A 19,734-nucleotide genomic window follows, 5' to 3' on the forward strand; every position below is an offset into this window, starting at 1 on the left:
AACGGATGAAGGCAGTAGCAACTCCAGAACTTGAGATTGAAAGACAGTTGATCCAGCAGTTGACATCAGGGGAGAGTCAGTGGACCTACCGAGAGGATCTCAAGAATGAAGACCAGTTATGGGACAATTTCTTTGATAAGCTGGCGCAAAACAATGTCGCTGTGCTAGCGGACCATCCCTTGACCGATCAGGAAAAGCGCCAGATCAAGAACCAGCTCAACTTTGTCAGCTATTATGAAGCAGCCAAGTGGCTAGCAGGTGAAAATGGCATCGCCAAGGTTGAAGTCCAGCGTGAAGATGCCAGCCTAGGGACGATCCGCTTAGCAGTCATCTGGCGGGACAATATCGCTGCTGGTAAGTCAAGCTATGAAGTGGTCAATCAAGTCGAACGCGACAAGGCCTATCCACTAGACCAGGATCGACGGCTCGATACGACCCTTCTGATTAATGGCTTGCCCCTCATCCATATCGAACTCAAGAGTCCACGAGTGGCTTTTCTAGATGCCTTTCATCAGATCAAAAAGTACGACCGTGAAGGCAAGTTCCGGGGGATTTACTCCAGCTTGCAGATGTTTGTCGTGACCAATAAAGTCGACACACGCTACATCGCTGCAGCGCGTGAAAGCAAGCTAAATAAGCAATTCCTGACCAAGTGGGTGGACAAGGATAACCAGCCCATGATCGATCTCAACAGCTTTGCCCATGAGGTCCTCTCCATCCCTCGGGCCCACCAGATGGTCATGCAGTACTCAGTCATCGACGATAGCAAGAAAGCCCTCATCCTCCTGCGTCCCTACCAGATCCATGCCATCGAGGCAGTGCAGGAAGCCTCCCGCCGTCAAGAGTCAGGCTATATCTGGCATACGACCGGATCAGGCAAGACCCTGACCTCTTACAAGGTAGCGCGCAATCTCTTGCAGATCCCAGCGATCCAAAAGACCATCTTTGTCGTCGACCGCAGAGACCTGGACCAGCAGACGACTTCGTCCTTTCTCTCTTATGCGGCCAATGATGTCATCGACATCGACGAGACGGACAATACCCATGAGCTGGTCAAGCGCCTAGGGGGCAATGACAAGCGCGTGGTGGTCACGACCATCCAGAAAATCACGACCATGATGCGCAAGTTTGAAGAAGGAAAGTACCAGCGGGATGCTGGGAAGATCAAGGACCTGCGCGTGGCCTTTGTCGTGGATGAGTGCCATCGGGCGGTCACGCCACAGACGCAAAAGGAGATCAAGGCCTACTTCAAGAACTCTCTCTGGTATGGCTTTACAGGGACTCCGATCTTTAAAGAAAACAAACGCAAGCAAGTGGGAGACCTGGCTCAGACCACCCACCAACAGTATGGTGAACGCCTACATGAATACACGGTCAAGGAAGCCATCCATGATGGAGCAGTTCTAGGCTTTAAGGTAGACTACCGCAATACCATCATCTCGGATCTGCTAGAAGAAGAGATTCCGGACCAGGCCTATGAGGACAAGGAGCACATGCTAGAGGTCCTAGATGCTATCCTCAATAAGAGCCAGCAACAGCTCAATATCCCTAAAGGGGTCGGAAAGAGCTATGAGGCTATCTTGACGGTCAAGTCCATCCCACGAGCACAGGCTTATTATAATCTGCTCAAGAGCATTCTCGCTGGTAAGGAGCGGGTCAAAGTTTCCGAGCGGGTCAAACAATACCTACCAGATTTTCCAAAGTTTACCATCACCTACTCAGTATCTGAAAATGAGGAGGAGTCCATCGGCTACCAAGACCACATGAAGCAGGTCATGGAGGACTACAACCAAGAGTTTGGTACGCATTTTAGCCTAGCGGATCTGCGGGGCTTTAACACCGATGTCAACAATCGCCTGGCTAGAAAGCAGGATAAGTACCTTTACCGCAATGAGCAGTTGGATCTGGTCATCGTGGTCGATCGTCTCTTGACTGGTTTTGATGCACCTTGTCTTTCTACGCTCTTTATCGATCGCAAGCCTATGCGCCCACAGGACTTGATCCAGGCCTTTAGCCGGACCAATCGTATCTTTGATGACAAGAAGCACTTCGGCCATATCATCACCTTCCAGCGCCCTCAAGCCTTTAAGGAAGCTGTCGACAATGCCCTCAAGCTCTACTCCAATGGAGGAGAAAATGAGGTCCTGGCACCAAGCTGGGAAGAAGAGAAGCGCAACTTCTTAAAAGCCTGGGCAGAGTTTAAAGGCCAAGTCACAGACTTCGAAGAAGAAGGAGTCGCCCTCGAGCAGGCTCCAACAGCCCAGCTCCGCAAGGTCGCCAAAGCCTATCAGGTCTTTGACAAGTACCAAGCCTCGATCCGCGTCTACTCAGAGTATGATAAGGAAGAGATCTATCGGGAAACAGGCCTCAGCGACAGTCAGCTCGAAGCCTATCTGGGCCTCTATCAAAATATCCTGGCGGAGATCAAGAGCAGGGACCCAGAAGTGGGCAGGGAAGATGAGCTGGATATCCACTATGAGCTGGAGTCTGTCCAAGTCGATGAGATCAACTATGCCTATATCCTGATGCTGATCCAGAGTATGATCCAGCAGGAGGAAAATGACGAGCAGACCTTGAGTGACAAGGATATCGCAACTGTGGATAGCTATATCGAAAGTCTGAACCGGACCAATCCAAGCCTAGCGGAGATCATCCAAAACCTCTGGACCCAAGTCCAAGAAGAGCCCGAACGCTACCGAGGACAATCTATCACCGGAGTCTTGGACCAGATGATCGAATCCGTCATTGATAGCCATATCGTAAGCTTTGCCAAACGCTGGTATATCGGAGCCGACGAACTCCGCTACTATATTCAACACTATCGCAAAGGCGCCAAAAAACAAGCCGGCGAAAGCCAGCTGACCAAGAGCCAACGCTACAAAGACTACAAGGCAGAAGTAGCCGATGCCCTCAACCCACTCAGCTACAAAAAACAAATCAAAGAAGCCTATACCCAACTGATCGAAGAGGTGATTGAACCACTGAGAGTGGGGAGGTAGGATATGAAGAAAGTATCAATATAAAACCCAAAATCTCCCCTAGAACAGTCATTCTAGGGGAGATTTTGAATTTTGCATTAAGGAATTAAATACACTACATATAGATTATGATAGGAATATGAACTTAAAAGGGCAATAAATAACTATATATTGTGTTCGTTAAATTTATTTTCAAAAAATACCACAAGATATTGATTTTTTGTTTTTGTATGCTATAATTTTAAATGTAGAAAAAAAGACGTCAGTTGCCGCTGACGACTTGATAGAATTAGGATTTTTCGCTAGTTCAGGAAAGCACTATTCAAAAACTCCACATCTAGTGTATCATTTATTTGATAGATTGTAAATCTAAGTGAAAATCCTAACCTACATTCTACAAATTTTATTGAGAGTAGGTGATCGGTATTCGATTATCAAAGTATCTAAATAGAGAACACATACAAATAGGATTAGACTTTTTAGATGTTGATACAAATGAAGATGTTATGTTATTTGTAGATCCGTTGTTATTACCAGACAATTTTAAAAAAATTGTTGATGATTTTATTAAGCAGTCTTATGAAATTTATTGTGAAGGGAATAAGAAAGATTCATTTAATTTGTTTTCACATTCGAAAGAATGCAATGCAACGCATTTAGGATATTCTTCAAATAACTCAAAAGGGAAAGGTGTCTCAATGCAGATGCTTGACCAATTTTTTAGTTATGTAAAATCATCTATTATAGCTGTCCAAGAGAAAGCATTAACTTCAGTAGCTATGCCTTTATTTATTAAGAGATTTTCTGAAGATAGAATGTCAGATTTGATTGTCAGTTTGTTGAAGAAAGAACTTATTGTTTTTTCATTAGAACAAGCTAGATTACACGGGCTTCAAATTAGTAGTGATACAAAAACTTTTGAATATTGGGATCACAAGAATCATGAATGGGCAAAGTTTGAGAGTCCTTATGTGTTGGATCCAGAGGAAAATAAAAAAGATAGATTATTGATTTTGGTTCCCAAAACAATGGTTAGTAAGAGATATATTATATCTCCAGCAAGATATGTTTCTAATATCTTTAGTCGATTACAGCTATTACCGATGTATCAGGATGCAAAAGGGAAACCATACTCTAAAAAAACTCTGAGAGAACTTGAAATCAATAAACCGTACAATGAAGATAAACAGAAGAACTATATTCTAGATTCAACAACTTCTTCTCCAGAGTATTTTATAGATTACATGGAGCATTCAGAAAAATATAAAGACAATAAATCATTGCTTGATGATGAGTTAATTAGTCTTTTATAACTTCCTAAAAAAATGAGTAGTGCTAATTAGAGAAGAGGTATTTTCTTCTCTTTTTATTTTGTTATTAGCATTCATATATATTTTTCATGATATAATATTAAAAAATGATGAATGAGGTAAGGTGAAGAGTTTGAAAGCTATACTACCTAAAATAAAATTCAATAATTTTTATGAAAAATGGAATAGAAAAACATTACAAAGTATTGCTCCTTTACGTGGAGGACTTGCTTTTAAAAGTGAAAAATTTCAAAATGTTGGAATTCCAATTGTTAGAATCTCAAATATTGGATTTGATGGGACTGTTGGAGGTGAATTTGAATATTATTCAAAACTAAGTCCGGATGAGAAATTTGTACTTAAAGGACGTTCACTTCTATTAGCTATGTCAGGTGCTACAACAGGGAAAATAGCTATGTTAGATTCTGAGGAAGAATATTATCAAAATCAACGGGTAGGTTATTTCCAAAATAATGGGACAGTAGACTATGATTTTCTCTCTTCTGTTCTGCAGACGAAAGCATTTACTAACCAATTAAATGCTGTATTAGTAGCAGGTGCACAACCAAATATATCTTCTAAAGAAATTGATTCTTTTGTTTTTTGTATTCCAGAATCATTGGATGAACAATCCACCATCGGCTCCCTTTTCCGCACTCTCGACGACCTTTTGGCTAGCTACAAGGATAACCTTGCTAACTACCAATCTTTCAAGGCGACCATGCTCTCCAAGATGTTTCCCAAAGCAGGACAGACCGTTCCTGAGATTCGTTTGGATGGATTTGATGGTGAGTGGGAAATAAAACGTGCAGATGAGATTTTTAAGTCAGTATCTGAGAAGAATAGAGCATTATTACCTGTGCTGTCTGCTTCTCAAATTGATGGTATGGTTTTGAGAGATGAAATAGGTATTGATATTAAGTATGATGAAGCTACTCTCAATAATTATAAGGTTGTCAAACCAGGTCAGTTTGTAATTCATTTACGTTCTTTTCAAGGAGGTTTTGCTTTATCTAAATTAGAAGGAATAACTTCACCTGCATATACAATTATAGATTTTATTGATAAAGAAAATCACTTACCAGGTTTTTGGAACTCGATTTTAACTTCGAAAGAGTTTATAAAACGGTTAGAGACAGTTACCTATGGAATTCGAGATGGGAAAAGTATCAGTTTTAAAGACTTTTCTAGCTTGAAATTTGTATTTCCAAAACTCGAAGAACAACAAGCCATCGGCTCATACTTCTCTAATCTCGATGACCTCATCGTTGCTCACCAAGAAAAAATTTCTCAACTCGAAACACTCAAAAAGAAACTCTTACAAGATATGTTTATATAGAATTTTGTTATGAAAAAATTTAAAAGATTTTGTTTATCATTTTGTTTATCATTTTGCTCTTTTTCACCAGGTTTAGTTTTGTATCTATTTACAATAGATATTTTTCCATCACATGATACTTATGCATGTAGTTTTCTAAAAATAGGACTGCTGATTTTCCTGATGCTTTCTTTTTCTTTTGGAATATTAAAGCTAGTAATAAGATATAAAAAAGCGAATGAAACTGCTCAAGCTGAAAGTATACAACCAGTGGAAAATGAAATCATTCCAACCTATCTGGGGCTTTTTGTAATTATGTTAGGTTTAGGTGAGTTAGCATTTTTATATCAAGTCGTAGTGGTGATTCTACTTTTTCTAATATGGTGGATTCTTATGGAGAGATCGTATTATTTTAATTTGATATGGTTACTCTCATATCGATATTACAGAGTCACTGATAATGCTGGTAATGTCTTTATTATTTATAGCAAGAAAAAAGATGTCAAAGAGACTGGGACTATAGAAGGTCTAGTTAGAATAAATAATTTTACATTTTTGGAGAAGGAATAGAATGTTTTTAGTAAAAGTAGGTCGAACGTATAGAAAATTGGATAATTCAGATGATATTTCAGAATTAATCGCCCCAACGATTACTTCTGAAAATAGTAGAGAGTTTGATCCAGAAGCAAAATTAGAACACGAGGATTGGTTCTATATTGAAATTGATGATGATCATATGCCTATGGTCAAAGAATATGGGGACAAGTTTTTAAGTACTGTAAGTTTAAATGATGTGACTGAAGAAGAGTTCTCGAAAATTGATTTAATTTTTCGAAAAGTTGGAAATGATGAACTAGTGTTTCAAAAAATCACACAATCAAAGAGAATGGTTGATAAATCTATTTTAAAATGGTTACCAAACATTGGAAAACCGGAAAGAACAATAATCGATAATGGGATAGAATTAAAATCTGAAATTGATGCTTACTTTGATGGAAATGATAAATTGTACTTCAAAAATTTTAGAACGATTCATAGCCTATTTAAGGGAATTGATGATTACTACCGTATAGCTAGTCAGGCAGAAGTTAATGAGTTAAAAAGAATTGATTTAGTTAGTTTCTCAGATTTTGAAATTAAATCTAACAATTTAAAGATGGTGGCAATTCTAAAAGATGATGAAATTGATTTATCTAATACATCAATAATTAGCACCTTATTAACATCATATGAACAATACCCCGAGCAGGATTTTAAGGTCTCAGAAGGAAAATTTATAATTGATACTAACAAACGATTAACAAGTTTTTTAAAATTGGCGTTAGGGAGATTATATACTAATCCAATAACTAGTTATCAGATGGAAGCTAGCTCAGCTAGGCGATTAGTTAAGAAGAATGACTGAGATAATAATCTTTAATAATGTATCTGTAACACAACGTATAAAAAAATTAACCAACCTCGGGGGATATGCACCTCAAGTTATTTTCAGTAGAGAGTGTAAGGACCACAGAGTCCTAATGTCAAAAAGACGCAAAAGACACCTAGACGAGAGATCGAGAAAGCTAAGCGAGAGTTGCAAGATTTGAAGGAAAGAGGGCAAAGAGATGAAGAATAGTGCCATCGGCAGCAATTGGAAAGATGTGAGAGCAGAGCTTTTTACCAAGGAAGAAATCCTGGAAAGTGATCTGCGGGTCGCGATTATGACAGAGCTGATCGAGGCTCGTCATGAAAAGGGCATTAGCCAAAAGAAACTAGAAGAACTCAGTGGGGTCAGTCAACCGGTCATCGCTCGGATGGAGACGGGAAAGACCAGTCCTCAATTGGACACGGTCTTGAAAGTCTTAGCCAGTCTGGACAAGACCCTCGCCGTCGTCCCACTGGAGCAAGAAAAGGTCTAAAAGAAATCAGAAAGAATTACTATGGAAACAACACAAACCTCCCAGTCGCTCTACCAAGCCCTGTGGAACTCAGCGGATGTGCTCCGCTCTAAGATGGATGCCAATGACTATAAGTCTTACCTTTTAGGGATGATCTTTTACAAGTACCTCTCAGATAAGTTGCTCTTCTTTGTAGCGGAGACTATGGAGGAGGAGACAGAAAGTCTGGATGAAGCCTTGGTGCTTTACCGATCCTACTATGAGGATCCAGCCTCTCAAGAGGACTTGATCGCTGTCATCACCGATGAGCTCAACTATGTTATCAAGCCAGACTTGACTTTTACGGCCTTGGTAGACCGGGTCAATGAAGGGACCTTCCAGTTGGAAGATCTTGCTCAAGGCTTCCGAGACATCGAGCAAAGTGATGACCTCTATGAAAACCTCTTTGAGGATATTGATCTCTATTCCAAGAAGCTAGGGGCCACTCCTCAAAAGCAAAACCAGCTAGTGGCTGCCGTTATGAAAGAGCTAGCAGTGCTGGATGTGGCAGGTCATGCAGGAGACATGCTTGGGGATGCCTACGAGTACTTGATTGGTCAGTTTGCGACTGACTCGGGTAAGAAAGCTGGAGAGTTCTATACACCCCAGCCTGTAGCCAAGCTCATGACCCAGATTGCCTTTTTAGGGCGTGAAGATGAGCAGGGCTTTACCATCTACGATGCCACCATGGGATCGGGCTCCCTCTTGCTCAATGCCAAGAAGTATTCTCACCAGCCTGAAACCGTCCAGTACTTTGGTCAGGAGCTCAATACCTCTACCTACAACCTAGCTCGGATGAACATGATCCTACACGGGGTTCCGGTGGAAAACCAGTTCTTGCACAATGCCGATACGCTGGACGAAGACTGGCCGACCCAAGAGCCGACCAACTTTGATGGGGTCCTCATGAACCCCCCATACTCAGCTAAGTGGTCCGCCAGCTCCGGCTTCCTCCATGATCCTCGCTTCTCCCCATTTGGCAAGCTCGCCCCTCAGTCCAAGGCAGACTTTGCCTTCCTCTTGCACGGTTATTACCACCTCAAGCAGGACAAGGGAGTCATGGCCATCGTCCTTCCTCACGGAGTCCTTTTCCGTGGCAATGCTGAAGGAACCATTCGTAAGGCCTTGCTGGAAGAAGGGGCCATTGATACGGTGATTGGTCTTCCTGCCAATATCTTCTTCAATACCAGCATCCCAACGACGGTCATCATTCTTAAGAAAAACCGGACCAATCGGAACGTCTACTTTATCGATGCTTCTAAGGAATTTGACAAGGGCAAGAACCAGAACATCATGACGGATGCCCATATCGAGAAGATCCTCAAGGCCTATAAGAGCAGAGAGGACATGGATAAGTTTGCCCATCTGGCTAGCTTTGAGGAGATTGTCGAGAATGACTACAACCTCAATATCCCACGCTATGTGGATACCTTTGAGGAAGAAGAAGTGGAGCCACTGACAGAGATCGTGGCTAAGATCAACCAATCAAACAAGACGATTGAGACCCAGACAGCTTCTCTTCTAGATATGCTCAGCCAGCTTCATGGAACGACACCAGAATCCGACGCCGAACTCAAGAAATTTGTTCAAGAGTTTAAGGGCTAGGGTGTGAGGAGATAGGGATTAGGTAAAGGGTATTCTATTTCCTGTTTCCCAAATTTTTTTCGAATGATAGAAGTAGAGGGAACTTCCCTCTATTTTTTATCGAAAAGGAGCAGGGATGCAGAAAAGACACGCGCATGTATCGCCGACCTTGGATATCATGGCCAAGAAGATTTTTAGTTTACCGGAGGTGACGGCAGCATTTATTCGGGACATTTTAGAGCTGGATGTGGCAGATGCTCAGATTGTGGAGGGAAGCCAGCCCCACAGCATGGCCTATGAGGAGGATGACTTGTTCTCCACTGCGGTGGATGTGAGAGCCAAGCTCCATGACGGGACCGAGGTGATCATCGAGATCCAGATTCGCAAGCAGCAGTATTTCTTGAATCGGTTCCATTACTATTTGGCCAATCAGCTGGTGGAGAATGTTCAAAAACTGCGCCAGCAAGGTCAGACACATAAGATGTACGAGCAGATGGAGGCAGTCTATGGGATTGCGATTTTGGAGAAGTCGCTCTTGCTAGACGAAGAGGCTGCCATCAATAAATACTGGCTGACCAATAGCCGGTCCAGCAAGCAACTCAAGGCTTATTATAAAAATGGCAAGCACCAAAATCTTCTGCAGGTTGCCTTTTTAGAGCTAGACAAGTATAATAAAGATGAGAACCTGACAGATGCAGGCAGACAGTGGCTGGAATTTTTTGGGAATCTTCCCTTTACAAAAGCTCCCAGTCAGGCTGTAGCCCACGCAGATTCATTACTGGATTCATCTAGCTGGACCAAGGAGGAGAAGACCATGATAGACGAGCGGATTCGTATTCAAGAAAATTATGATATGACCCTGGAGACGGCTATAGACGAAGCGCGCGAAGAAGGTCTAGTACAAGGTCGTAAACAGTTGGTATGCGAGATGATCTCACGAGGAATGACACCTGATCTGATATCAGAGATGACAGGTTTGTCGCTTGAAGAGATTGAGACTCTTCTTTCCTGAGTCGTTAAAAGAGGCAGTGCCTCTTTTCTTTTTTGAAAAAACTTGAAAATTTTCCCATTTTTTCAATCCGCCTTTCTAGAATTGTGGTAGAATAGAGTCAACAAAGAGTTATCCTCACCAACAGTGTGATCGATACTAGAAAAGAGGATTCTGATGACAAGAAAAATTGGTATTATTGGTTTGGGGCATGTGGGTGCAACCTTGGCCCACAGCATGATTTTGAAACACACCTGTGATCACTTGGTTTTGATTGATACCAATGAGAAAAAGGTCAAGGCAGATGCCTTGGATTTCTGTGATACCGTTGCCAATACGGGGTATCCGGTTCATATCACGGTCAATGACTATGCGGCTTTAAAAGATGCGGATGTCGTGGTGTCGACTCTGGGAAATATCGAGCTTCAGGCCAATAACACGAATGATCGTTTTGCGGAGCTTCCCTTTACCAGTAAGCAAGTGGTGCAAGTAGCGCGTGATTTGAAGGCTTCTGGCTTTAGCGGGGTCTTATTGGTAGTGACCAATCCGGTCGATGCTGTCACTCAACTCTATCAACAATATACTGGCCTTCCAAAAGAGCAGGTGATTGGGACAGGGACCTTGCTGGATACAGCTCGGATGAAGCGTGCAGTCGCTGATCGTTTGCAGGTTTCACCTGCCAGTGTATCAGGCTACAATCTTGGTGAGCATGGAAATTCTCAATTTGTCGCTTGGAGTCAGGTCCGTGTCAAAGGACATGCTATTACCGATCTCTTCTCTCAAGAAGAGCTTGACGCCATCAACTACGAGTCCTTACGCGGTGGTCACACAGTCTTCTTTGGCAAATTCTATACCAATTTTGGGATTGCAGCAGCAGCCCAACGCTTGGCAGAAGCTGTGATCAATGATAGCCACGAGGAAATGCCAGTGTCTAACTATCGTCCAGAATATGGAACTTATCTTGGCTACCCAGCGATCGTGGGTCGAAAAGGAATTCTTGAACGATTGGATTTGCATTTGACAGAAGAAGAAAAAGAAAAATTGCTCCATTCAGCCGAAACTATCAAAGAAAATACACGAAAAGGATTGGAGCATGCATAAAAGCAAAGAGAGTGGGACAGAAATCGGTAATTCGTTAGAATTCGATTTCGTCGTCCCACCTCCGCACAGTTGAGTAGGGCTGTAAAAGCTGATGAAATCAGCGTAGTAGAGCCCACTCAACCACTGCGTCTTGCTCGACAATCCAAAAATAATTGAGAGGCTAGGACTTTTGTCCCAGCCTCTTTTTCTGCAATTTTTTCGAATGGTATAAGTGAGGGGATTCCCTACACGAAATCATTGGAGGTTGCTATGAAGAAACGACACGAGTATGTATCGCCCACCTTGGATTTAATGGCAAAAAAGATTTTTAGTCTGCCGGATGTGACAGCCAAATTCATCCGCGAAGTATTGGATCTGCCAGTAGAGTCCGTTGAGATCTTAGAAGGAGACCAGATCCATGAGCAGGGGTTTTTAGGAGATCTTCCTTTTGAAACATCCGTTGATGTGAGAGCAAGACTAGATAGTGGGCTTGAAGTGATCATTGAGATTCAAGTTTTGAAGCAAGAGTATTTCTTGAATCGTTTTCACTATTATTTAGCCAATCAACTGGTAGAAAATGTCCAACGCAAGCGAAAGAAAGGGGCGACCCATTCTATGTACCAGGAGCTGGAGCCGGTCTATGGGATCGCTATCCTGGAGCGAAGTATTTTTCCTCATTTAGATTCACCTGTCAATGTCTATGAAATGCGCCATACAGTAGATGGGACACCTCTTTATAGCTCTCGAAAGGATGGAGTAGCGCACAATATGTTAAAGGTTGCCTTTTTAGAGTTGGATAAGTATAATGAAAGTAGAGATACGGAGTTGAATGCTCACTGGAGACAATGGCTTGAATTCTTTGGCAATCGCCCATTCAGTCATCAACCAGATCAAGTGATCGAGCAGGCAGAATCACTCCTGATCCCATCAAATTGGACAAGGGAGGAAAAAGAAATGATTGATGAACGGATTCGTATCAGAGAAAATTGGGAAATGAGCATGGATACCTTTCGGAAAGAACAACTGGAAGCCGGTTTTCAGAAAGGGTTGAAACAAGGTCTCGAACAAGGACTCGAACAAGGTCTCGAACAAGGTCTTGAACAGGGACTCGAACAAGGTCTCGAACAGGGACTCGAGTGTGGTCTTGAACAAGGTCTCGAGCGTGGTCTTGAACAGGGATTGGAACAAGGCAGACAAGAAGGCATGGAGTTGGGAGTTCAAGCTGGTCAGCAGTCTCTGATTCAAAAACTATCTTTGAAGGGGATGAGTATCGAGATGATTGCTGAAATGACGGATTTATCCAGCGAATCCATCAAAAAAATGTTGGCTACGGATTCGTCTGACGAGGAGTAGTAGCGTGAACAGAATTTTGGGAACAATGAAACTTCGAGAATTACCTTGCTGAGAAAAAAGTAGTTCTAAAATGGATTGTAAAGATCGTCAGGAGTTCGTTATTTTTGGATCTTGATCCTCTACAGATTTATACGGTTATGATTTATTGAAGGTTGGAAACTTTTATCCAACCTTTTTTCTCACTCCTCTTGCCCCTCACCTAGTGAACTGGAATAGAAGTTTAAAAATACGAGTTGTAATCCTTGACATTACATTGTGATCCTGTATAATAACTATTGTAATGAATAATCTTACAACAGAAAGAGGAAACAACTATGAAAAACATTTTATTTATCGTCGGATCTCTTCGTCAAGGATCATTCAACCACCAAATGGCCCAGAAAGCAGAAAGCCTTCTTGAAGGAAAAGCAACGGTGACTTACTTGGACTACAAGGACATCCCAATGATGAACCAAGATTTAGAAACACCAACCTTGCCAGCTGTGCAAGCAGCGCGTGATGCGGTCCTTGCTGCGGATGCCATCTGGATCTTCTCACCAGTCTACAACTTTGCCATTCCAGGTGTAGTGAAAAACCTGATCGACTGGCTTAGCCGTGCCCTTGACCTGTCAGAAACTCGTGGTCCATCTGCCCTTCAAGACAAGATCGTAACCGTCTCTTCAGTCGCTAATGCAGGACACGAGCCAATGTTTGCGGCTTACCAAGCGCTCTTACCATTCGTTCGGACTCAAGTGGTTGGAGAGTTTACTGGAACAACCGTTAACCCAGAAGCTTGGGAAACAGGTGAATTGGTCTTGACAGATGAAGCGGTCGCAGGACTGGAAAAACAAGCACAAGCCTTATTAGAAGCATAAGAAAAGCTGAGACAGAAGTCTCAGCTTTTTAGATACTAAAGAGTTGTCCGAAGAAGTAAGTCACACCCATGGTGAGAAGTCCAATGATGAGGTTGCGAAGCATCGCTGGCTTGGTTGGTGCTTTTCCTAGTTTTGCACTGGTATAGCCAGTGAAGATCAAGGATAGTCCAACAACGAAGACTGTCACCGGAATGCGATAGGCAGCTGGAAAGAGAATGATAGAGAGCATTGGAGGAAGGGAACCAACTGAAAAAGCAAGGAAGCTAGATGCAGCAGCATGCCAAGGATTGGTAAACTCCTCATATTCGATACCATATTTCTCTTCGACCAGGGCTTTGAGTGGATGTTTCAGAAAGGCCCGTTCTGTCAAAATCTTTGCGGAAGTTTCGCATTCTCCATTTTGAAGATAAGCGTGGTAGAGAGATTCTCTCGCTAACTTTGGATCGCGATCCAACAAGGCTTGTTCGCGGTTCACAGCGGCTTCTTCCGTGTCTTTTTGTGTGGAAACAGAGACATACTCACCGCCCGCCATCGAGAAAGCACCTGCCAGAATCGCCGATAAGCCAGAAAGGAAAATGATCCAGATGTTTGACGTGGCACTGGCTACCCCGATCACCACCCCAGCTATAGAAATAATCCCATCATTGGCCCCGAGAACAGCGGCTCTCAAGATATTCAAGCGGTCGTTAAATGATTCATCTACTCCATGTTTCATTTCAGTCATACAATATCTCCTTCATCTTATTTAGAATGATTATAAATAAAATACAAAAAGAAAGCAAGGATTTTAACTCAAATGATAAAAGTTCGACAATTTAATGAAATTTAAGTTATAATCTTTGGTATTGCAAGCAAAAAGAAAGAATAGGACATACGCCTATTCTAGCAAGATTTATTTAGCAGAAGTGACTTTACCTTTGAGGATCCTGATGGCATTGTCACACGGGTTAGAAAAGGATAATAAAAAGGGAGTGGGAAAGAACTCCGTAAAATAAAAAAATTGAAAAGGTTCCCCGAACCTTTTCAATTTTCCCACCCCCGCAAAGTTGATTAGGTCTTCTTTGGAGCTTAATCAAGCGAACAAATACTTAGGAAACTTGCTTCGCAAGTCCTATCTACCACCTCAAAGCAGTGCTTTGAGCAATCAACCACTGCGTCATACAGTTATTTCTATCAAAGATCGAAGGTTGGACAGTTTTTTGCCCAACCCTTTTTTAATGAGATAAATTAGTTCGTTTCATTTTCTTTTCCCACAACCCAAAATAAGAGAAGGAGTTGGAAAATACCCAAGGCAAATAGGACCATAAAACCGTTGCGGCTTCCTTTAGCAGTGGCTTGGGTGAAGTCCATCTTTTGATTGGCTTGGCTCATGGCAACGATCAGTGAAGCCAGGGTTGTTCCGACAGCGCCTGCAAATTGTTGCAGGGTGTTAAAGATCGCGTTCGCATCAGGTTGCTCCTCCAGCGCCAGTTGTTTCTGTCCGTTTGTCATGATATTGCCAAAGGCAAGTCCCATACCGGTCATGAAGATCATGTAAAAGATAAGAATCAAGCCATTTGTCAGCTTCAGGGCAAAAAGGGTGAAGTGGAAATGGGCCAGAAGGATTAAAGCAGCTCCAAGGAGAATCGGTTTGCGAGCGCCCAACTTATCTAGAATGAGACCAGAGAAGGGAGCAAAACCTGCTCCAATGATGGCTCCTGGAAGCAACATCAAGGCTGCAAGTGTGGTACTCGAGTGGTTGACCAATTGGACATAATTGGGCAAGAGAAAACTCATGGCAAGAGAGCCTAATTGGAAGGTGAAAAAGGCAAGAACATGGCCAGTGAGGAGATGGTTCTTTAAGATGGCAAGGTTGATAATGGGAGTCTCCAACGGATTGGACCGCCAGACCAAGAGAACGAGTCCCAAGAACCCGATCACCAGCCAACCAAGGACAGAAAAACTAAAGAAAGCATGATCAGAAAGACCGTGAATCCCTAAAATCAAGCCTAAAAATGAAGCAATAATGGCGAGAAGGCTCATGATATCAAGCGTTTCTCGCTTGACTGTACTGATTTGTTCAATGGAGCGAAGTCCTGCAACTAGCGAAGCTAGAAGGATCGGGAATTGAACCAAAAAGATGGACCGCCAACCGAAGTTGGCCGTCAAGAGACCACCGACAGTAGGCCCAATGGCGGGAGCGATAGCTGTAATCAGGGTCCCCACTCCCATCATGAGACCAATCTTGCATTTTGGTACCTGCTCTAAAATGATATTAAACATCAGAGGAAGGGCAAAACCAACCCCCATTCCTTGGACCAATCGACCCAAAACCACAAAGCCAAAACTTGGAGCTAGGAAGTCAATGAGAACACCTAAAACAGATAGGAGATTTCCAACTAAAAAGATTGACTTCATTTTAAAAGAGCGCTTGAGGTAGGCTGATAAGGGGACTACACAGGCAACCACTAGAAGATAGATGGTGGTGACCCACTGGACGGTTGCGGTATTGATCTCAAATTCCTTCATCAATATTGGGAAGGTGATATTCATGGCAGTTTCTCCAGCCACCCCGCAAAAGGAAAGGATCCCTGTTGCAAAGATTGCAAATAAGACCTTGGCTGAAATTTTTTCTTGTGACATCGGTGTCTGATTCCTCCTAAATCTTCCTAAAGATATGGACTATGGTATAAAAATCATGGTTACGATCTGATTTTCCGTCAGCTCCAATCGCTATGAGCATAGCAAGACCAACGGTAACCTGATCCATCGTTTTGTTAGCTAACAAATAGTATAGAGGAAATGAAGACCCCTGTCAAAGAGTTTTTGAAAAGTTTTGAAAATATTAACAGCATTCTCAACTGATGACATCTCTCCAAACGAAAGGATGCGGTCGCGAGTATGGTATAATAAGAAGAAAGTAAGCAACGTGAATAAGTCAATCAACTCGAACAGGAGGCCCCATGACCAAGTATTTAGTCCAGAAGTTTTTCTGGTTACGAGAAAAAAGTTTGATTCAAATTTCCCAGAAAACCCTGGTTTCCTTATTTCCTTTTTTCCTATTTTCTGGAATCATTCGGGTGATCGCTCTATCGGTCTTCTCCGATCGAGGCTATATCCATCAGCTCTTTTCGATGGATAGCTGGTTGCCATGGGATCAGGCCATCAGCCAGGTCCTCGGTAATTTTTCCAACTTTCTAGGAGGGCTAGCTGGGCCTTTAGTGACCTACTTCGCTGGAAAATATACAGCTGGGCACTATGGTAGAAGTACAGGGACAGCTGGAGTGACAGCTCTTTTGGTCAGTCTAATAGTAGGCTCTCAGGAATTGTTGGTGGGCCCCCTCCATGACGGGCAACTGACGCGTATCAACTTACCTGCGACGACCAATATCGTCTTAGCGATTTTTTTAGGCTATCTAATCGGGCAAATCTTTCGTCTATCCAAGGCTAGTGACGACCAGATTGTAGACAAGGATTTCATCTATCAACCCAAGACGGTGCGTCCCATTTTCTTATCCTTAGTTCTAGGGGTCAGCCTCAATCTTCTTTTGGTTCTTGGAAATCAATTTAATATTTTTCAGACTATCCGACAGTTCTTGGCTTCTCTAATGGTAAGCAGTCATCATCTGCTGTCCACCTTTGTCATGGGACTATTTAGTGGGCTATCTGCTTGGTTTGGTAATAGTCAATCCTTTGCCTTGAACTCAATTGCGGATGATAACTTTGCTTTGGAAAATCTCACCTACGCTGTGACGCATCATACAACGACAGGCATTCCTCATCTCTATACCTTGACCAATTTGTACCGCAGTTTTGGTCTGGTGGCTGGTGTCGGCGCTGTCCTAGCGCTTTTGGTTGCAATCTTATTGGTTTCACGAAGTCAAAAGGACAAGAAAGTCAGTTTTCTCAGTCTGTTTCCAAGTCTCTTTAACAACGGGGCGTCTTTCATGGTAGGGATACCGGTCCTTCTCAACCTCCTATATGTGATTCCCTTTTTATTGATCCCTTTGGTGAATATGGCGATAGCAGCTCTAGCTTTGTGCCTCAAACTGATGCCAGCAGCCGTCTATCCGGTGCCAGATGGGACTCCTAGCCTTCTCTATGCTTTTATTGGAACAGGAGGTAGTCTGAGAGCCTTAGCTGTAAGTATATTTTGTTTTGCCGTCGATGTGCTCCTTTATCTACCATTTGTCCGCATGGGAAATCGTATCCGAAAAGATTTAAAAGTGAAAGGAGAAAGCGATGAAGCCATCTAAAAAAACAGCAATCGTCCTTACTTTGGTCAGTCTTTTCTTGATCGCTTTAGCCATTCCTTCTTATAGCTGGACTCGGACCAATGTTTCAAGAATCGAGAAATTTTATAATTCAAAATTGTCTCCCATCATCATGATCCCGGGAAGCTCAGCGACAGAGAACCGCTTTGATGGCTTGGTGACCAAGCTCAACCAAGACCGCCAAGGAACCAAACACAGCCTGCTCAAGGTCAAAGTTTGGAATGATGGGCATATCACCTATAGTGGAAGTATTGATGCCAAGGACAATGAGCCAGTAATTGTGGTTGGTTTTGAAAACAACAAAGATGGCTATAGCAACATTAAAAAGCAAGCCAAACTATTTAATCAAGCCTTCGAAGCCCTTCAAGAAAAATATAATTTTAATAATTTTAAGGGCTTGGGTCATTCCAACGGTGGCTTGATTTATACAGCCTTTATTGAAAATTACCTGGGGGATTACGATATAGATCTCAAGACCCTCATGACCATCGGGACTCCTTACAATTTCACGGAGACCAATATCAAAAATAAATCTGAGATGTTGGCCGATTTTATCAAGGGAAAAGAAGCCATCCCGACAACCCTTCATATGTATTCAGTAGCAGGGACCATCACCTATGATTCAGATGAGTTGGTCCCAGATGCCAGTGTTTCTGCTGGGAAATATATCTACCAAAACCAAGCAGCTAGCTATACGGAGATTACGGTGACGGGGGAAGATGCCCAGCACTCGGACCTTCCAACCAATGATGAGGTGGTTGCCTTGGTGAAAGAGCATATTGAAAGTCAAACGGATCGTCGAGCCAAACCGAATAAAATAAACTAAGTGTGAAGAAGGGATTCCTTCCTCACCTTTTTTTTAGTATAATAAAGTTTAGTATGAAAATAAGGGAGATTATAGGAAATAAGATGAAAAGAAAAAAATGGGTGCAGTTAGGAATAGTGGCTTCGAGTATGGTCATGTTAACAGGATGTTACCAAAGATACCAACGTCAGTCCAGTCCCAAAAAAGAGGCTGCAACAAGCCAGACTTCAGCAAAGAAACAAGCCAAAAAAGCAGATAACAAACAATTATACCAGTCTGTTTTTTCAGACTACCAAAAGATTTTTGCCGCTTCAAAAGATTTAGATGCCATTTCCAAATTGAATGATGCATTAGCTAAAGAAGATCGGATGATCAATAGCTGGGTGATCGAGACCGTAATCAATCAGCCAGAAGCCGTTCGCTATGCCTTTAAGGACTTAAATAACGATGGGGTAGATGAGATGATCATCGCCAATCAGCAGACCGATGGAAGCTACTTTGTGACAGGAGTCTATTACCTCAAGGAGCAAAAACCGACTCTGCTAGCTGAAGGTTTCGTCGCTGGACACGGTGGAGCGCGCAATGCGACGACCCTCTATCAGGGAGGAGAAGTCTTAGAAGTCAGCTGGATGTCAGGAAATGGCCGTGGGGTAGCTGTGCTCTCACGAATAGAAAAGACGCCTCAAGCTGCGACCAAAGTCCAGGAAGAAGAAGTCCAAGTACCTGGTTCAGATCTGAATAGCCTCTTTGGAAAATCGGATGAGAATAAACTGGATCTCAAGGCTTTTGACTGGCAAACTTTTGACAGTGCACCATCAGCGGGAAATAGCCAAAGCCAGGAAAAAACGCCTTGGAATGCTGAAAAATCAGCAAAATTAGCAGAATTTATGAAGACCTGGGGCGAAAAGATGGGCCAACCCAACTATCAAAAAGGGATCGCTGGCGGTGATGTAGGACCAGACAACCTCTATACTCTAGGGGAAAATAGTAAGATGGATGCCATTTATACAGATACCGGTCAAGGAAATGCAAAATACCGCATCGTGGAACGCTATAGCAATTGGGACAAGTATCCAGATGTGCATAGTTATTTCTTTGCCATTAAAGATACAGGAGAGGGCATTGTCTTTCATTCTCCAACGACCAATGGTGGAAAGATGTATCTAAAACCAACGGACAACAAGGAACTTCAAGAAGAATTTACACAATTGCTTCATCAATAAAAAGAAGAATAAACCAGAAAAAGGACTGTTTTTCTGGTTTTGTTTATTCAAATAATGAATAAAAATACA

Annotated in this window: 16 protein-coding genes and 1 pseudogene; 15 read left to right on the top strand and 2 right to left on the bottom strand. The window is 42.6% G+C overall.

Annotated elements, in window-relative coordinates; translation table 11 throughout:
• Nucleotides 1-5 precede the first annotated feature (5 nt).
• From WKT08_RS04150 to WKT08_RS04205, 12 genes and pseudogenes are all read left to right on the top strand, one after another.
• Nucleotides 6-2,999 carry a type I restriction endonuclease subunit R gene (locus tag WKT08_RS04150; protein ID WP_340280278.1) on the top strand — a complete coding sequence of 998 codons (2,994 nt, stop codon included), beginning with the start codon at nt 6-8 and terminating at the stop codon, nt 2,997-2,999.
• A 395-nt stretch (nt 3,000-3,394) separates the two neighbouring features.
• The gene (locus tag WKT08_RS04155; protein ID WP_340280280.1) at nt 3,395-4,291 is read left to right on the top strand and encodes a hypothetical protein; all 897 of its coding nucleotides are present in this window, start codon (nt 3,395-3,397) and stop codon (nt 4,289-4,291) included.
• Nucleotides 4,292-4,421: 130 nt separating this feature from the next.
• A complete protein-coding gene (locus WKT08_RS04160) occupies nt 4,422-5,627 on the top strand; it encodes a restriction endonuclease subunit S (protein WP_445330259.1) in 1,206 nt (401 codons plus the stop codon).
• 9 nt (nt 5,628-5,636) lie between these two features.
• A complete protein-coding gene (locus tag WKT08_RS04165) occupies nt 5,637-6,176 on the top strand; it encodes a hypothetical protein (RefSeq protein WP_340280284.1) in 540 nt (179 codons plus the stop codon).
• Nucleotide 6,177: 1 nt separating this feature from the next.
• Nucleotides 6,178-7,011 (top strand): hypothetical protein, encoded by an 834-nt coding sequence (locus WKT08_RS04170; protein ID WP_340280286.1) that lies wholly within the window; start codon nt 6,178-6,180, stop codon nt 7,009-7,011.
• A gap of 117 nt (nt 7,012-7,128) precedes the next feature.
• Nucleotides 7,129-7,224 (top strand): annotated as a pseudogene (locus tag WKT08_RS04175) (type II toxin-antitoxin system RelE/ParE family toxin); the annotation flags it as partial.
• Entirely contained in the window at nt 7,214-7,507 is a 294-nt protein-coding gene (locus WKT08_RS04180) for a helix-turn-helix domain-containing protein (RefSeq protein ID WP_340280288.1), read from the top strand. The pseudogene WKT08_RS04175 and the gene WKT08_RS04180, both read left to right, overlap by 11 nt.
• A 21-nt stretch (nt 7,508-7,528) precedes the next feature.
• The gene (locus tag WKT08_RS04185) at nt 7,529-9,130 is read left to right on the top strand and encodes a type I restriction-modification system subunit M (protein ID WP_340280290.1); all 1,602 of its coding nucleotides are present in this window, start codon (nt 7,529-7,531) and stop codon (nt 9,128-9,130) included.
• A gap of 115 nt (nt 9,131-9,245) precedes the next feature.
• Entirely contained in the window at nt 9,246-10,121 is an 876-nt protein-coding gene (locus WKT08_RS04190; RefSeq protein ID WP_340280292.1) for an Rpn family recombination-promoting nuclease/putative transposase, read from the top strand.
• A 153-nt stretch (nt 10,122-10,274) separates the two neighbouring features.
• Nucleotides 10,275-11,198, top strand: coding sequence for an L-lactate dehydrogenase (locus WKT08_RS04195; protein WP_340280294.1), 924 nt, complete (start codon nt 10,275-10,277; stop codon nt 11,196-11,198).
• A gap of 249 nt (nt 11,199-11,447) precedes the next feature.
• The gene (locus WKT08_RS04200) at nt 11,448-12,530 is read left to right on the top strand and encodes a PD-(D/E)XK nuclease family transposase (protein WP_150905648.1); all 1,083 of its coding nucleotides are present in this window, start codon (nt 11,448-11,450) and stop codon (nt 12,528-12,530) included.
• Between the two features lie 314 nt (nt 12,531-12,844).
• The gene (locus WKT08_RS04205; protein ID WP_003006128.1) at nt 12,845-13,384 is read left to right on the top strand and encodes an NADPH-dependent FMN reductase; all 540 of its coding nucleotides are present in this window, start codon (nt 12,845-12,847) and stop codon (nt 13,382-13,384) included.
• Between the two features lie 28 nt (nt 13,385-13,412).
• Here the strand turns inward: WKT08_RS04205 and WKT08_RS04210 are convergent, their stop codons facing one another.
• Entirely contained in the window at nt 13,413-14,108 is a 696-nt protein-coding gene (locus tag WKT08_RS04210) for a VIT1/CCC1 transporter family protein (RefSeq protein ID WP_003006131.1), read from the bottom strand.
• 503 nt (nt 14,109-14,611) lie between these two features.
• Entirely contained in the window at nt 14,612-16,006 is a 1,395-nt protein-coding gene (locus tag WKT08_RS04215) for an MFS transporter (RefSeq protein WP_340280299.1), read from the bottom strand.
• Between the two features lie 320 nt (nt 16,007-16,326).
• Between WKT08_RS04215 and WKT08_RS04220 the strand changes: the two genes are divergently transcribed.
• From WKT08_RS04220 to WKT08_RS04230, 3 genes are all read left to right on the top strand, one after another.
• Complete coding sequence (locus WKT08_RS04220; RefSeq protein WP_298617671.1) at nt 16,327-17,619, top strand: PTS transporter subunit EIIC; 1,293 nt, start codon at nt 16,327-16,329, stop codon at nt 17,617-17,619.
• On the top strand, nt 17,606-18,463 hold the full coding sequence (locus WKT08_RS04225) for an alpha/beta hydrolase (RefSeq protein WP_031576721.1): 858 nt from the start codon (nt 17,606-17,608) through the stop codon (nt 18,461-18,463). Before WKT08_RS04220 ends, WKT08_RS04225 begins: the two co-directional genes overlap by 14 nt.
• An 83-nt stretch (nt 18,464-18,546) precedes the next feature.
• Complete coding sequence (locus WKT08_RS04230) at nt 18,547-19,665, top strand: DUF4767 domain-containing protein (RefSeq protein ID WP_340280305.1); 1,119 nt, start codon at nt 18,547-18,549, stop codon at nt 19,663-19,665.
• The last annotated feature ends 69 nt before the right edge of the window (nt 19,666-19,734 follow it).

Origin of the sequence: Streptococcus sp. HCA-5024, from assembly GCF_037890265.1 — a bacterium.
GTDB lineage: Bacteria > Bacillota > Bacilli > Lactobacillales > Streptococcaceae > Streptococcus > Streptococcus lingualis.